Annotated in this window: 14 protein-coding genes; 12 read left to right on the top strand and 2 right to left on the bottom strand. The window is 44.0% G+C overall.

All coding sequences use genetic code 11. From position 1 onward, the window contains the following. Positions 1 to 51: 51 nt before the first annotated feature. The 7 genes from PFZ69_RS09320 to PFZ69_RS09350 all read left to right on the top strand — a co-directional run bounded on the left by PFZ69_RS09320 (position 52) and on the right by PFZ69_RS09350 (position 7,011). A complete protein-coding gene (locus tag PFZ69_RS09320; protein ID WP_270180805.1) occupies positions 52 to 1,476 on the top strand; it encodes an aldehyde dehydrogenase family protein in 1,425 nt (474 codons plus the stop codon). 149 nt (positions 1,477 to 1,625) lie between these two features. Continuing rightward, positions 1,626 to 2,603 (top strand): NAD(P)-dependent alcohol dehydrogenase, encoded by a 978-nt coding sequence (locus PFZ69_RS09325; RefSeq protein ID WP_270180806.1) that lies wholly within the window; start codon positions 1,626 to 1,628, stop codon positions 2,601 to 2,603. 94 nt (positions 2,604 to 2,697) lie between these two features. Beyond that, positions 2,698 to 3,642 (top strand): heme-dependent oxidative N-demethylase family protein, encoded by a 945-nt coding sequence (locus PFZ69_RS09330; protein ID WP_270180807.1) that lies wholly within the window; start codon positions 2,698 to 2,700, stop codon positions 3,640 to 3,642. Continuing rightward, complete coding sequence (locus tag PFZ69_RS09335; RefSeq protein ID WP_270180808.1) at positions 3,639 to 4,082, top strand: hypothetical protein; 444 nt, start codon at positions 3,639 to 3,641, stop codon at positions 4,080 to 4,082. Before PFZ69_RS09330 ends, PFZ69_RS09335 begins: the two co-directional genes overlap by 4 nt. A gap of 12 nt (positions 4,083 to 4,094) precedes the next feature. Continuing rightward, the gene (locus PFZ69_RS09340; protein ID WP_270180809.1) at positions 4,095 to 5,042 is read left to right on the top strand and encodes a PDR/VanB family oxidoreductase; all 948 of its coding nucleotides are present in this window, start codon (positions 4,095 to 4,097) and stop codon (positions 5,040 to 5,042) included. An 86-nt stretch (positions 5,043 to 5,128) separates the two neighbouring features. After that, positions 5,129 to 5,716, top strand: coding sequence for a TetR/AcrR family transcriptional regulator (locus PFZ69_RS09345; protein ID WP_270180810.1), 588 nt, complete (start codon positions 5,129 to 5,131; stop codon positions 5,714 to 5,716). Between the two features lie 14 nt (positions 5,717 to 5,730). Next, complete coding sequence (locus PFZ69_RS09350; RefSeq protein ID WP_270180811.1) at positions 5,731 to 7,011, top strand: MDR family MFS transporter; 1,281 nt, start codon at positions 5,731 to 5,733, stop codon at positions 7,009 to 7,011. A 42-nt stretch (positions 7,012 to 7,053) separates the two neighbouring features. On the opposite strand, the gene PFZ69_RS09355 is transcribed toward PFZ69_RS09350, so the two are convergent. Then, positions 7,054 to 8,841, bottom strand: coding sequence for a cell wall-binding repeat-containing protein (locus PFZ69_RS09355; protein WP_270180812.1), 1,788 nt, complete (start codon positions 8,839 to 8,841; stop codon positions 7,054 to 7,056). A gap of 140 nt (positions 8,842 to 8,981) precedes the next feature. On the opposite strand from PFZ69_RS09355, the gene PFZ69_RS09360 reads away from it, so the two are divergent. Further along, the gene (locus PFZ69_RS09360) at positions 8,982 to 9,422 is read left to right on the top strand and encodes an NUDIX hydrolase (RefSeq protein WP_270180813.1); all 441 of its coding nucleotides are present in this window, start codon (positions 8,982 to 8,984) and stop codon (positions 9,420 to 9,422) included. A 328-nt stretch (positions 9,423 to 9,750) separates the two neighbouring features. On the opposite strand, the gene PFZ69_RS09365 is transcribed toward PFZ69_RS09360, so the two are convergent. Then, positions 9,751 to 10,203: a VOC family protein gene (locus PFZ69_RS09365; RefSeq protein ID WP_270180814.1), complete on the bottom strand. Its 453-nt coding sequence runs from the start codon at positions 10,201 to 10,203 to the stop codon at positions 9,751 to 9,753. 279 nt (positions 10,204 to 10,482) lie between these two features. On the opposite strand from PFZ69_RS09365, the gene PFZ69_RS09370 reads away from it, so the two are divergent. The 4 genes from PFZ69_RS09370 to PFZ69_RS09385 all read left to right on the top strand — a co-directional run bounded on the left by PFZ69_RS09370 (position 10,483) and on the right by PFZ69_RS09385 (position 16,054). Further along, entirely contained in the window at positions 10,483 to 11,919 is a 1,437-nt protein-coding gene (locus PFZ69_RS09370) for an AraC family transcriptional regulator (protein WP_270182008.1), read from the top strand. A 202-nt stretch (positions 11,920 to 12,121) separates the two neighbouring features. Beyond that, positions 12,122 to 13,792, top strand: a complete 1,671-nt coding sequence (gene hutU / locus PFZ69_RS09375) for a urocanate hydratase (protein ID WP_270180815.1) — start codon at positions 12,122 to 12,124, stop codon at positions 13,790 to 13,792. Between the two features lie 13 nt (positions 13,793 to 13,805). Beyond that, a complete protein-coding gene (hutI, locus tag PFZ69_RS09380; protein ID WP_270180816.1) occupies positions 13,806 to 15,074 on the top strand; it encodes an imidazolonepropionase in 1,269 nt (422 codons plus the stop codon). Further along, positions 15,071 to 16,054 (top strand): agmatinase family protein, encoded by a 984-nt coding sequence (locus PFZ69_RS09385; protein WP_270180817.1) that lies wholly within the window; start codon positions 15,071 to 15,073, stop codon positions 16,052 to 16,054. The genes hutI and PFZ69_RS09385 overlap by 4 nt, the downstream gene beginning before the upstream one ends. The last annotated feature ends 13 nt before the right edge of the window (positions 16,055 to 16,067 follow it).

Genomic DNA, 16,067 nt, shown 5'->3' on the forward strand with positions numbered 1-16,067 from the left:
GAAAATATGGAAATGAAAAGAATTAAAATTGACCAAAGGAGTTTTTACATCATGCGTAACCATTTAAAACATTACATTAACGGTGAATGGGTCGAATCAACCGGTTCGGAAACACACGAGGTGATCAACCCTGCAACGGAAGAAGTGATCGGAAAGATCAGCTTAGGAACAAAGGAAGACCTTGATAAAGCGGTAGCTGCCGCACGAGCAGCATTTCCAACATTCTCTCAAACAAGTAGAGAAGAACGTGTTGAGATGTTAGAAAAAATCGCAGAAGAATATGCGAATCGAAAAGAAGAAATCATCGACGTGATTACGGAGGAACTTGGCTCACCTCGTAAGATTTCAGAGAACGTTCATTACAACATGGGCTACAATCACTTTTCAGAAGCTGCGAGAGTCTTGAAAGACTTTACGTTCTCCGAAGATCGAGGCGATCATACTGTGGTTAAAGAACCTGTGGGCGTCAGCGGTCTGATCACACCGTGGAACTTCCCGACGAATCAGACCTCTACGAAGATCGCGAGTGCGTTCGCTGCAGGAAGCCCGGTCGTACTGAAGCCTGCTGAACTAACGCCTTTTGCGGCGATTATCTTAACTGAAATCTTTGACAAAGTCGGCGTCCCGAAAGGCGTCTTCAATCTAGTAAATGGTACGGGTGAAACGATTGGTGATGGCATCAGCTCTCATCCAGATATCGACTTTGTTTCCTTTACAGGTTCAGCTGCTGTAGGTGAGAAAGTTATGAAAAACGCATCAGAAACCATTAAGAATGTTGCACTTGAACTCGGAGGTAAATCTCCACTTATCGTTCTAGACGATGCAGATGTTGAAAAAGCAGCAAAAGCTGCCGTCAGTCACATCGCAACGAATACCGGACAGGTTTGTTCCGCGGCAACAAGAACGCTCATTCCTGCTTCTATGAAAGAAGAGTTTGAAGAAGCGTTGAAACGTGTGCTGCCGAAGTTCCCAGTTGGTGATCCACAAGGTGATAACTATGTAGGGCCGCTCGTTTCAGAGAAACAATGGAACACGGTTCAATCCTATATCCAAAAAGGCATTGATGAAGGGGCTACATTGCTCGCTGGAGGTACAGGAAAGCCAGAAGGTCTCGATAAAGGCTTTTACGCGAAACCAACCATTTTTACAGACGTAAAAAATGATATGGTCATTGCGCAAGAAGAAATCTTTGGTCCAGTAATGTGCGTCTTAACATATGAAACGATCGACGAAGCAATTGAAATTGCGAATGAGACGGTATATGGACTAGCAGGCTATGTATTCGGTAATGACAAAGACACCCTTCGTAAGGTGGCAACAAGTATCCGCGCTGGTCGAATCAAGGTTAATAATGCAGAACTCGACCCTGCAGCACCATTCGGCGGATACAAGCAGTCAGGAATCGGCCGCGAATGGGGCGATTATGGTATAGAAGAATATCTAGAGAAAAAAGCGATTCTTGGGTACCCTGCTTAAAGTGAAAACGGTAATAAGAGGTCAGCTGCTTCATGCAGCTGATCTTTTTTTATGACGATAAAGAGAGCGTTCTAAAAGGAGAGAACATACATAGGTATTTACCTTGAAGAATAAACTGATTTGCGGAGCGCGCTAAGGGGGGGAGATCGATGAAAGCAGTGGTTTGTGAAAGATACGGGGCACCAGACGTTCTTCAGTTGAAAGAGGTTGAGAAACCGGTTATAGCGGATAATGAGGTGTTGATCAAGGTTCACGCCACAACTGTTTCTTCAGGCGATGCACGAATCCGTCGTGGAACGAGGGAGTCGTTACCATTCTGGCCAATTTCAAAAATGGCCATCGGATTTCATAAACCAAGGAAACCAATATTAGGGATGGACTTTGCGGGAGAAATCGTCGAGGTGGGAAATGAAGTGAAGCGGTTTAAGATCGGTGACCATGTCTTCGGATTCTGTGGACAGGGAACGTATGCTGAATACATTCGTCTATTTGAGGAAGGTCCGCTCACACACAAACCACCCAGCATGACCTTTGAAGAAGCTGCGTCTATTCCGTTTGGAGGATGTTCGGCGCTAGATTTTCTAAGGAAAGGGAAGATTACTAGCGGACAAAATGTTTTAATCTACGGTGCATCTGGTAGTTTAGGAACGTATGCTGTTCAGCTTGCAAAGTATTTTGGTGCAGACGTGACAGCGGTCTGCAGCTCTACGAACGTTGAGTTGGTGAAGTCTCTTGGTGCAGATGCAGTAATCGATTATACGAAAGAAGACTTTGTTGAGCGTGGAGAGAGGTATGATATCATCTTTGATACCGTAGGAAAAACGACTTTCTCACGGGTTAAAGACGCTCTTAAACAGAATGGTTTATATGTATTAGCTGTGTTTCACTATCGAGAAATCTTTCAGATGATCTGGACTTCAAAAATAGGCAGTAAGAAAGTGATCGGCGGGATAACGGACGAAAACGTGGATGATTTACGTTTTTTGAAGAAATTAATTGAAAAAGGGAAACTAAAAGTGGTCATCGATCGATGTTACCCAATCCATCAAATTGCTGAAGCACATGAATATGTAGAGCAGGGGCACAAGAAGGGAAATGTGGTTATGAAGTGGGAAGAACGGTCGTAGCGATGCTGCGGCTTTTTTGCATACCGCTAATGGAGGAAAACAGCGCGTCATTATGGAAGTTAGTCACTATCTACAAAAATGGCAGGTGTTCAGAATGTCTAGTAAGGTAGAATTTCCGTTTCCATTTACGTCTGATCACTATGAATACACAAATAATTCCTCTCCTCTCATTCCAGCGCGAACCGTGACAGTTTCGAGTAATTATGTAGAAGAAGTTCGGTTGAAACGAAAGCTTCTTGAAGAAAACCACGAGCGTTGCTATCGCTCCTTACCTATTTCGCTAGAGTCACAGTGGGAAACCCTTTTGCTCGTTTTCAGAGAATTAGCTACGTACGAACCTGAGCACTTTTCCTTTAAACGGAGAGGGAACACATACGTATTTACTAATCACTTGCTTCAAGAGGAAGAAACGTTTGTTTATCGAGATCATTCTTCAATAGACTTCGAGCCCCTGGATCTAGTAGGTCGCCACGTGCAGGAGGATCTTATCGTGATGGGTGATAGGCATGATGGATTGTTTTTAGAAGCTGGACAGCTATGCTTTCCTTCGAATTGGTCGTTAACGTTCGTGCTTGGAATGGAGTTTAAGACGATTCATACGCCAGTTCCAGCGATAGCGGAATTCATAGAAAAAGTAGAACGGTTCATCACGAGAATACGTCCAAACACAGCATGGGAACGTAAGAATTGGTCCATTACCATTTCACATAAACTCGATACGCCGCTTGAAACGTATTCCGATTGGGGAAAGCTTCGATATCACGTAACGAAAGAAAATGCAGGTGAATTGGTGAATTTACGTGTCGAGGTACAGCGATTATTTCGATTACCAGTAACAAACGATATCTTGTTTTCAATTCATACGTACCTGCTTCCACTAAACGAATTAGTGGCGAACGATGATTGGCTGAAGAAGTTTTATACGAACGTAAAGACACTTCCACAGGAACTCGCTGACTATAAAGGCATTTCTCTGTATAAGCCTGAGTTGTTGGGGTTCCTTGAGAAGGCTTTGAAAAGAAGGAAGATTGAACGATGAAGAAAGCGCTGAAAACGTATCGTCATGTGTTGATTATTTCAGATCATGTTCATAGGGAAAGAGCAAAGTGCAAGCAGCGAGAATTACAAAATAGAGATAGATTTGTTCAGCTTAAGGTAATCAGTCAGCTTGGTGATGGGACAGTAGAAGCGTTGTTATCTGAACAGCCTATAGGGAGCGCGCTCATCCTTTGCGGGGAAGGAGCGCTAGAAACGGAGCGAGTGGCGGTTTCGTTAGGCTATGCAAGGAATGATATATACATAGAAACACAACAACAGATGAGGGCTTTTTGTTCGCAGTGTCATCACATTACGAGTCTAGTGACTCATGAGAGGTTTGTTTGTGAAAACTGTCGGAATCAGCTTGAACCTTCAGAGCATTATTCATCGTATCATAGAGCACATCTCGCTTATCCTGTATTCATAGAATCTGACGATTAAAGGATGAAGAAAATGAAGGATCGGTATCAAGTAAAAGTGGAGCAAATCAAACAAGTAACACCTCAGATAAAAGCATTCACACTTTCTTCTGAAACAGCCGTGGATCCGTTTGGTGCTGGTGCTCATCTCACGCTGCATCTCCCGATGGGCGATCGTCAGTATTCTCTCATCAATAATCCTCTGGAAATGACAAATGACTATCAGATCGCTGTAAAAAAAGTAAGTGCTAACGGTGGTTCTCATTATCTTCATGAACACCTTGAAGTAGGTGATAGCGTTCTAGTTTCAGGGCCTGACAATTACTTTCCTGTTCATCTAGAAGCACAGCACGTTATCTTTTTCGCTGCAGGAATTGGCATCACCCCTTTTCTATCAATGATGCCTTACTTATCCACACTGGGGAAAACGTTTGAGCTTCACTATGCGGTGAAAAATGTTGAAAGTTGTCCATTTTATGAGGAACTTTTGAAGTACACTGAACAAGTTTTCTTTTACAGTGGTTCTCGTGAGGAAAAAAAGAAGCAGGTAAGAGAGGCGTTAGAAAACAGGAAGATTGGGACTCATGTATATGTGTGTGGTCCTGAAACCTTTATGGAAATGGTAGTGGATACAACTAGAGAGCTCCGTTTTCCATCTCGCGTTGTGCATGAAGAGCGATTTAGACCTGCAGCTAAGATTAGAAATCCTAAGCCGTTTCGCGTGACGGTTAATGGAGGAGATGAGCTTCTTGTGAAAGAAAATGAAAGTTTGTTAGAGAGGCTTCTAGACGAAGGATATCCGGTTTCTTATGCCTGTAGAATGGGGATATGTGGATCATGCGAAGTTACTGTATGTGGAGGGGAAGTCATCCACAGCGATACTTTTTTAACGGAGAAAGAAAAGGAGAATAAGATGCTATCGTGCGTCTCTAGAGGAGTTGGGGAGATCGCGATTAACGTTGTGGAAACGAATTCCATGTAAATTGTTTACATGTGTATTTTTGTTCGGTATAATAATGATTGATTAATCAATCAGTTAAAAGTAGTGGAATGAAAGAGGGGAATGTTATGGCCTTACCAAAATCGGAAGAAAAGCGTGCACGTATTTTAGAAGCTGCGATCCAGATGTTTTCTCAGAGCGGCTATTCGAAGGCAACGATAAAGGACATCGCAAAAGAAGCTGGGGTTAGTTTTGGAACCGTTTTTACATACTTTGAGAACAAAGACGAACTCTTTAAAGCGGCGGTGCTTGAACCGTTAGATGAGATCAAACGAGTGATGTTAGCTTCACCAGAGCCAACAGAAGAACCGGTGGCACAATTGAAAGAACTCATCTCCGCTCACTTTCAATTCTTCGCTCAGCAGGCGACATATTCGCGAATGATTCAGTACGTGATCGGACAGCCTGACCGGTTTCATGATCTGTTCATCGAATTAGATCGGTTTTCATTAGAATTAAGAGATGCACTACGTCCACTTATTTTGAAGGGGCAGGAAGTAGGCGAGCTCATTGAACTTCATCCAGATGATGTCGCGGATACGTATCTTGCTTTTCTAAACGGTGTTCGGTTGACGCGAATCGATAGCTACGAAGAAAGAAACCGGTGGGATATGTACATCAAACATGCACTCTTGCTATTTGGCCCTAAACAGTGAGGAGGTGAACGGAATTGTCATTTAAGAATCTTCATTACAATATCAAAATTCGTATCGTCACCCAGTTTTTCACCACGTTCGCGACTATGATGGTCATGCCATTCTTGACGGTTTATTTCGCTCAAAAAGTAGGTCAGACCGTCACGGGCTTCATGCTTGTAAGCCTCGTTTTCATTGGAGTAGCAGGTGGGATGATCGGGGGATACTTCTCCGATCGCATCGGTCGAAAACGACTGATGGTCGGTTCTGAACTTGGTACGGGTATCGCGTTTTTTATCATCGCATTTCTAAACTCTCCATGGCTTGATGCACCCTATTTGACGTATGCTGTGTTCATTTTTTCCATGTTTTTCGGAGGAGTGCTCGGACCGGTCTCACAAGCGATGGTACTCGATGTCACGAATTCAGAAAATCGCCGCTATGTGTTTACACTTCTCTATTGGATAGGAAATATGTCCTCAGGTATCGCTGGTATAATCGGTGCGATCTTTTTCTATGACTATTTGTTTCACCTGTTCCTTGTGATTGCGATTGTTTCATTCCTCTCAGCTCTAATCACACAACTCTTCATCACAGAATCCTACATCATCGACTCATCTAAAGCTGAAACAACAAATAAAGGTTCGATCTTAAACAATTATAAAATCGTCTTCCGTGATCGTGTATTCATGATGTTTTTTATCGCTGGCATTCTCGTTCTTTCATTAGAAGAACAGCTGACGAATTTCCTTGCGATTCATTTTGCAGATGAAATAACCTCTCAATCTCTTATTTCCTTCAGAGAGTGGAATGTCGATGTAGACGGCGTCTTGATGCTTGGGATCTTACGCTCAGAGAATACGTTTCTAGTTGTGTTTGCAGCTGGCTTAATCACGTGGCTTGTAAAGAGATGGAGCAACAGGACGGTGCTTATGGTCGGCCTCTCGATTTATTCGATCGGCTATGCACTCTTCACGATGTTTCAACTGCCGTGGGTGTTGATCGCTGTCATGGTGGTCGTCACAATTGGCGAGCTCATGTACATCCCTGTTCGCCAGGCGATGTTAGGAGACTTAGCGCCAGATCATGCGAGGAGTTCTTATCTCGCAATTCATCAAATGGTATTCTACATCGCGATGCTTGTCGCAGCGGTCGATATTATAATCGGTGGGTTTGTGCCTCCTTGGATGATGGGGTTGAAGTACGTTCTTTTCGGCGGGGTAGGGATGCTGTTGTTTTTGAAGGTGGATAAAAGGATCGAGGAGAAGAAGGTAGAGAAAGCTTATGAAAGCAAAGAAAAGGCTGCAATACAGTAGCTAAGAAAGAGCGACTTCATCGAAGTCGCTCTTTGAACATTTTTATTGTTGATAAATGGGGTTCAATTCGTCTAATAATTCGTAATGCGTGCTATTAACTTTTGCTCCTCCTAAGTAAGTTAAATAACGGAGGTTTATCAATTCTATGATACTCTTAGCATCAGTTTCGAACTTCTGATCAGCTAAGATAAGAGGGGCTTGGCTTTTAGCAGCTAGCATCGAACCTGTTAACGCATCGGCAAAATTTCTCCCTGTTGCAACATAGCCGCGCTCGACTTCATCTTCTTGGAAGTGATCGATAATTGCTTTACTTGTGGAATAGCGGTTTTTACCAGCTAATCGATTTGTAGTTTGACCAAGGTTATTCTCAATTTCTTCTGAAATTACGCCTTTACCTCCAACAAGAAGGAGATCTTGTTTATTCTGAATCGCATCTTCTGTTGCTTTTGGAAGCGTAGATGCACTTGGACGTCCTGTTAATAAAATTGGTGTGAGGTCATTTGCTGCATATGGTGCTACTGCTAACGCGTCAGGGAAATTGAAACCGTAGGCAAGTATCGCTTTATCTGTTTCAGGCAGCAGGTCAGCGATTTTCTTAGCAGTTTCAAAACGGTCAGCACCTGCGACTCGCTCAACGTCTATATGTAAGTCGCGTAAAGTAGATTCTACTTTATCAGATACAATTTTACTTCCACCTAATAGAATAGCATTAGTAGGATGGAGCTTCTTAATTGTTTCCAATGTCGAAGGTTGAATTTCTCTACCTTTAGGTACTAATAAAATAGGAGCATCATGATAAGCAGCAAGCGGAGCACCAGCTAACGCATCTGGAAAGTCATTCCCTTGAGCGATAATGATCGTGTCAGCTCCGTCTTTCCAGCCTTCCAATGCAATGTTATCAGCTGTTTCAAAGCGGTTCGGTCCAGAAAGTCTTGAGATGCGGTTAACAAGTTTACTGCCATCGATATAACCGATGCGGTTCGTACCATCAAGGGCCTTCACTTTATAAAGAGAAGAATGGTTACCCCCAAATGGACCTTCTCTAAAATCAAGCTTGTACTCTGTGTCGATGACCTCAACTAGTGAACCTGTGTCGATCGTCTCGTTTTCTTTACCATCCATATAAAATGGAACGGTTGAGTAATCAACGTAAACTTTTAAAATATCCCCTTTATTCATGAAAAAGCGTGATTCGGTAAAGTATCCGTCGATTGAGTATGTCATCTTATTAAAAGTTAGCTTACCTTCATCAATAGTAAAGTCCTTTTTTTCAAAAGGTAAGTTCTGTAAGCTCCATAAGGTGCTCTGAAAAGGAGGAACTATGTCTCTATTGCCCACGGCAACTGATATGTATACTTCCTCTTGATAAGCCCAAGGAGAATCCTCATTTAGTTGACTTGGTAGATTCTCTTCCGTTAACCCGTCATAAGCCATAATGACAAAATACCAATGCTGTAGTTTATGGCGGTCTGCATCGTTAATAACTGGAAGTTCACCGTTTAAACTACTTTCCCATAAATCGTTTAACACTTCGATCGCACGATCAATGTTATATGTAACATCTGTTCTTAAACGATCATTATCAAAACCAAGTGAATCTTTTACACCCATCAATCCAATTCTTCCATTTTCCTCAAAGTCCGGATTCCAACGACTTTCCTGACTAGCAATCGCTTTCAAAATTTCCGGTGGGATGTTAGCCTCGATACCTTTTTCTGATAATAGTTCATTGATCCTTTCTTTACTCATACCAGCAGCTGCACTGTCTTCTAGCGGAGCTATGAAACTGACAAACAATACTACGATAAGAACTTTCATAAACCTTTTCACTAGTTGTCTCCATCCTCTCCATAATTTTCATCTCTAATGTTACATAAGAACTAGGAGAATTGTAAGGGTAATCGAGAAACTCTTTTTACGTAAGTATTTCTAAAGGGGATAATTGGTAAAAGAAAGGGAGGAGAGTTTGGGTGTCCAATTTGTTTATCGTAAACGTCGAAGCAGCAATCTATCATGAAGGCAAGTATCTAATAATTAGAAGAAGTGAAAAGGAAGAACACGCTGGTGGTCTCTACTCCTTAGTCGGAGGAAAGGTTGATTTCGACGACAGCTCGGTAAGTGTGTTAGAGGAGACAATTAAGAGAGAAGTGTATGAAGAAATCGGAATTGAACTTAGTAGTGATTTAGAGTATGTGCATAGCACCACGTTCAGAGCGGGTGAGGTTCAGGTGCTCGATGTTGTGTTTCTAAGCAGAAGCTTTGAGGGAAGGCCGTACATAAAAAGTGAAGATGAAATAGCAGAGATTACGTGGATGACCTATGATGAGGTGCAAGATTCTATTGAAATCCCACCTTGGACGAAGAAAAGTGTTGGGATGACGGAGAAGTTGCTAGGGAAAATAATGAATTGAGTAGAAATAGGTGCTGCCCGAGGTGGGATAGCACCTTTCTTTTCGTTGGTGTGCTCGATATCAGCGAAATAGACCTTGATATCAGCGAAAATCTGAATATATCGGCGAAAATTCATTTTTATCAGCGAAAATAGGGGATATATCGGCGGAATTACGTATTTATCAGCGAACAGGGTCTGCCAGCTAAGAGGGCACTGTCTTTTCTTATAGCGAGTATCCCACCTATATCCGCGATTTTCCTATTTTATCCGCGAAACCCTTGTGGATATCCGCGAAACCTCAATTATATCCGCGAAATGCAATTCGTACTCCCGAAAGGCAGTAAAACCTACCTCTTACCCCAATCACTCAACGACACCATCTCAAATTCTTCATCCACATCGATCCTCAACGGAGAGATGAGTTCGATCGAGTTCCCATCAGGGTCATTGAAATAGATTGCTGCGTGGGCTTGCGGGTTATTTGGAAGAACGAGCGGCTGTTCTTCAGGTGAGAAGCCGAATGCTTCTCGTACGCGTATCTTTTTACTTTCAAGCCAGGATTTTGCAGAGTAGATCTCTTCATGATCGACGTGAAATGCGATGTGTCTGATCGATGGGTGATACGGAGTGTTCACCTGTTCTGAATTCCATAGCCCAAGCCAGCTTTCACCTTTCACGATCCACATAAATGATACGCGTTCTCCTCTATGTGCAACTGTTAGCCCAAGCTTTTCATAAAAAGCGATCGATTCTTCGATATTACTAACAGGAAGATGAGCTTCGTACAATCCTTTTATCATCGAAATGCCTCCTTTTCTTACATCGTATCGTAGAAATGAAGGCATGCCATCGTCAATCGTATGGAGCCACCGGTACGACTTTAGACTGAGATCGTGCTACTTTTTATCAGCGTCATAAGATAGAAGGTCAAACGTATATGTCTTGGCATCTTTAGAAGTGCTCTTCCGATTTTCAATCAGTTTGATGATGTCGTTAGTTGAACGGCTCAGCGCATAAGGCGCATGTTATAGTAAGATAAAAGTAGAAGGTGTGAAACGGAGGTGAACGGTTTGTACAAAGTGGTGATCGTCGATCGTGATAAACAGGAGCTTGCTGGGCTCGAGTGGTTGATTTCCAAATATTCGTTTCCGATATCTGATGTGATGCTTGTTGATCAACTTTCGGATATGTTCGGAACGCTCGAGAACAATTTACCGCATATACTCTGTCTAGAGCTCGATCTGATACCTGATGAGAAGTGGTCGATGGTGAAAAAGTTCATCGATCGGTATGTGGGAGAAGTTGTTGCGGTTACAGCAGAACCGACGTTTGAAAAGGCAACGCAAGCGATCGAAATAGGCGCGATCGACCTCTGGGTCAAGCCGTTATCACCATCGAGGGTGAAGAATTCGCTTCAACTAGCGTTCAGAAAGCTATCGCATGGAAGGGGTAAAGAAGAGGATTCGAAGCAGTCGGTATGGTATGAATCTCTCTTCATCGACGAGCATATCCCTTATCATCATCCTGTCTATTTGCTGAAAACGGAGTCGTCAAGGGACTTAAGCGATTTACGCTCGTTCATCGACCAGTTTGACTTTTATCATGAGCCTCTCGTCTTTTCTACAAGCGATCGCGTTGTGCTAATTTTTGAGGAGCAACTGCCAGATGCGATCGCACAGGCACAGCGTTTCCTTGAGGAATGGGAGCGGGCGACAGGAAAGCCGCTCGTGATTGCGGTCGACCGCGGTGATGGCGAAGAGTCCCTTCATGGTATGTACAAGAAGCTCCGCAAAGTGATGGAGACCACTTTTTTTACAGGCTATCAGCAGGTGCTGACTTCAAGTGCTCACACTGAGTGGCGCGATATGGATCCATTTTTAACGCTAGTTGAGCAGCGGGATTGGGTGTATATGCTGGATGAAGGGCGTTCGAGCGACATTAAAAAGTGGCTGTATGAACAGTTTTATCATATTGAACGTCCTTACCCAGACCCTGGTTTACTCAGAACGAGATTAACGAGTGTTCTCGCACAAGTTCGTCGTTTTATGATCCGAAAAGGGATCAAGGAAAAAGAAGAAGCGTATAAAAAGGTTTTCGATACAATTCTTTACAGTCCCGTGCTGTATCGGATCGTTCAAGATTTCATTCTCTTCATAAATGATCTGCTTCAAGCCATCGATGAAGGGAAGCACGCGAAGATGAATGTTGTTGAAGAAGCGATCGCGTATATAGAAGAGCACTTTCATGACCCCGCGCTCTCCCTAAAAGAAGTTGCTTCACACGTGAATCGCAATCCTTCGTATTTGAGTCATACGTTATCTACAAAATACGGTCAGGCGTTTCGAGAAATCGTGAACGGCATTCGTATTCAAAAAGCAAAAGAGATGCTAACGGGAACAAAAGAAACGATCCAAGCGATCGCACACGAAACAGGATTTACGAACGCGAATTACTTTAGCAGAGTATTTAAAGAAGAATCAGGTGAAACGCCTGGTGAGTATCGAAAGCGTCATTAAGGCTGCGCACTTTGCGCAGTCTTTTTTGGTTTTTAACTAATATTTTTATAAAAACTAAAATAAATGCTATTAAGTGACGGTATTTTACATAATTGAATTATCACAATGTGAAGTGATTTCTATTATTCAAAAGAGCATCATCTATTTTCTGAACTTTTTGAATGCTAGCATAAAAGTATCAAAGAAGGTTAGAGGAGTGAAGATGATGTCAGAAACGAAAACAGGTAAAGTTGAACAATATAGAGGAACGACGTTGAATACGAAAGGATGGATTCAGGAAGCTGCGCTAAGGATGCTGAACAATAACCTCCATCCAGATGTGGCGGAAAATCCTGATGAGCTCGTTGTGTACGGTGGGATTGGAAAAGCGGCACGTAACTGGGAATGTTACGAAGCGATCGTCGATTCACTTAAGAAACTTGAAGAAGATGAAACGTTACTGATTCAATCTGGAAAGCCTGTGGCCGTTTTTAAATCGCACAAAGACGCGCCGAAAGTATTGATTGCGAACTCGAACCTCGTGCCTGCGTGGGCAAACTGGGAGCATTTCCAGGAACTCGATCGAAAAGGACTCATGATGTATGGTCAGATGACAGCAGGAAGCTGGATTTATATCGGAAGTCAGGGAATCGTGCAAGGAACCTATGAAACGTTTGGTGAGCTTGCGAAGCAGCATTATGACGGTAGCTTAAAAGGAACGATTACGTTAACTGCTGGCCTTGGGGGTATGGGTGGAGCTCAGCCACTCGCTGTCACGTTAAACGGTGGTGTTTGTATCGCGATCGAAATCGATCAGCATCGCATTCAGCGTCGACTTGATACGAAGTACCTCGATACATCTACAGAAAGTCTTGATGAGGCGATCAAGCTTGCAGAAGATGCGAAGCAGAAAGGTGAAGCGCTATCGATCGGACTCCTTGGGAATGCGGCGGAGTTGCTGCATGACATGATCAAGCGAGGGTTTATTCCAGATGTCTTGACGGACCAAACGTCTGCACATGATCCGTTAAATGGATATGTTCCAGTTTCGATGAGCTTAAAAGAAGCAGAAGAGCTAAGAAAGAGTAATGCCGAACAGTATACAACGCTTTCTAAGAAAAGTATTGCGACGCACGTTCAGGCGATGCTCGATATGCAGAAGAAAGGTGCCGTGACGTTTGATTACGGAAATAACATTCGCCAAGTAGCGAAGGACGAAGGAATCGAGAATGCGTTTGATTTTCCTGGGTTCGTTCCAGCGTATATTCGACCTCAGTTCTGTGAAGGAAAAGGGCCTTTCCGCTGGGTAGCTCTTTCTGGTGACCCTGAAGATATTTACAAAACGGATGAAGTGATTTTAAAAGAGTTCAGTGACAACGAACACCTTTGCAATTGGATCAAGATGGCGAGGAAGAAGATCAGCTTCCAGGGGCTTCCGTCTCGTATTTGCTGGCTTGGTTACGGCGAGCGCGCTCGTTTTGGAAAGATCATTAACGATATGGTTGCGAGCGGAGAGCTTAGCGCACCGATCGTTATTGGTCGTGATCACCTCGATTCAGGATCAGTCGCTTCACCAAACCGTGAAACAGAATCGATGAAAGATGGCAGTGATGCGGTGGCAGATTGGCCGATCTTGAACGCGATGATCAATAGTGTTGGAGGCGCAAGCTGGGTGAGCGTCCATCATGGTGGCGGCGTAGGAATGGGTTATTCCTTACATGCTGGTATGGTCATCGTTGCTGATGGAACGAAAGATGCGGAGGCACGTCTTGAGCGTGTACTTACTACAGATCCTGGTATGGGTGTCGCACGTCATGTCGATGCAGGTTATGAACTTGCTGAAAAGACTGCGAAAGACAAAAACATTAACATTCCGATGATGAATAAGCAATAGGAGGGAGAGACGTATGAAATTACTAATCACACATGCAGCACAGCTTATCACAATGGCTGGACATACAGAGAAACCAGCGGTTAAAGAAGCGATGTCGAAGCTTGACATCATTGAAAATGGTGCCGTTTATATGGAAGACGGCAAGATTGTAGAAGTAGGGACGACGGAGGCTCTTCTCGAGAAGTACGGGAAGTCTGTGAAGAACGATGAACACATCGATGCAACAGGGAAGGTCGTTACCCCTGGTTTGATCGATCCTCATACGCACCTTGTTCATGCAGGAACGAGAGAGAACGAATATGCGATGCGTCTTGAAGGTAAAGCCTACATGGATATCATGGAAGCGGGCGGTGGCATCCATGCAACAACACGCGCAACTCAAGCAGCGAGTCATGAGGAGCTTTACGAACAATCGAAAAAACGCCTCGATCAATTTTTGCTTCATGGCGTAACGACAGTCGAAGCGAAGAGCGGCTATGGGTTAACGCTCGAGCATGAAATGAAGCAGCTTGAAGTCGCGGATCAGCTTGGAAAAGATCATCCGGTCGATCTTGTGTCGACATTTATGGGTGCTCATGCGATTCCGATGGATGAAAAAGAAAATCCTGACGTGTTCGTGGATCGCGTGATCAATGAGATGATTCCGGAAGTTGCAAAGCGTAACCTTGCAACGTTCAACGATGTGTTCTGTGAGCGAGGCGTCTTTACACCAGAGCAGTCGAGACGAATTTTACAGGCGGGGAAAGAGCATGGATTGATTCCGAAGATTCATGCTGATGAAATCGAGCCATACGCTGGAGCAGAACTCGCCGCATCTGTTGGTGCGATTTCTGCGGATCACCTGCTTCGTGCATCTGATCAAGGTATTAAGGATATGGCGGAAGCGGGAGTAGTTGGAGTCCTTCTTCCAGGTACAGCGTTTTTCCTTATGGCTGAATTTGCGGAAGCACGGAAGATGATCGATGCGGGAGTAGCTGTAGCACTTTCAACAGATGCGAATCCAGGGTCTTCTCCAACAATTTCCCTTCCGTTCATCATGAACCTTGGCTGTTTAAACATGGGGATGACGCCTGAAGAAGTATTAACGGCTACCACTGTTAACGCCGCACATGCGATCGGTTGTGCGGATCAGGCGGGAAGTCTTGAACCTGGAAAAAAAGCAGATGTCACGATCTTTAACGTGCCGAACTATCTTTTCCTGTCGTATCAGTATGGGATGAACCACGTTGATACAGTCGTAAAAGCAGGTGTTCCGCGCGTAGTTGGAGGACAGCTCGTATGAGTTACCCATACCCATTGTTAGATCGCCCGAGTAGGATTTGGTCGAAGCAAAGTGATAAGACGAGTGACCTAAAGGTGCATGAGTGGATCGAAGCGATTGGGGAGTCACCGCCAAACTGGGAGGATGTCGATGTCACGATTCTTGGCATCCCTCTTTCCAAATCATCGATTTCCACTTCTGCAGCGAGTGAAAATCCAGATGCGATGCGCGGGATGTGGAAGTCATTCGGTACGTATAACCTTGATGAAGACGTTGACCTCGCTTCACTTAAAGCAGTCGATTTAGGTGATGTAAAGCAACATATCACGGATATCGCGAAGACACACCATAACATCGAGGAGGCGATGGTGGCGATGAAACGCCATCATCCTCACACGATGCAAGTCACGATGGGTGGGGATCATTCCATCACAGCCATGCTTGTAAAAGGGTTAAAGAGAGCGAATCCGAATGAGACGATCGGAATCTTGCAGTTCGATACGCACTTTGACTTACGAGACCTTACAGACATCGGTCCAGCAAACGGTACGCCGGTTCGAAACTTGCTCGAAAGTGGAACGATCGAAGGAAAGCATGTTCATAACATCGGACTTCACGGCTTTTTCAATGCGAGGGGGCTGAAGACTTATGCGGATGAACATGGTGTCAATTATACGACGATGAAGCAGGCGCGAAAGAGGGGGATCACCTCTGTTGTTCAGGAAGCACTTGCTGAGCTGAACAAAACAGTTGATACGATCTATTTAACAGTCGATATGGACGTTCTCGATATCACCCACAATCCTGCGGCACCTGCTGCGACACCTGGTGGAATGTTTACGAATGAACTTTTCGATGCGGTTCAAATCGCTGGTGAGCATCCGAAGGTGAAAGCAATGGATATCGTTTGCCTCGATCCGAGGAAAGACGTTGGCGACATGGCGGTGAAAAGTGCAGTTCATGTGATGCTATCGTTTTTGACTGGTTATTGCAGCAGATAAGAGGGGGCATCCC

Source organism: Alkalihalobacillus sp. CinArs1 (assembly GCF_947387515.1).
Classification (GTDB): Bacteria; Bacillota; Bacilli; order Bacillales; family Guptibacillaceae; genus Guptibacillus.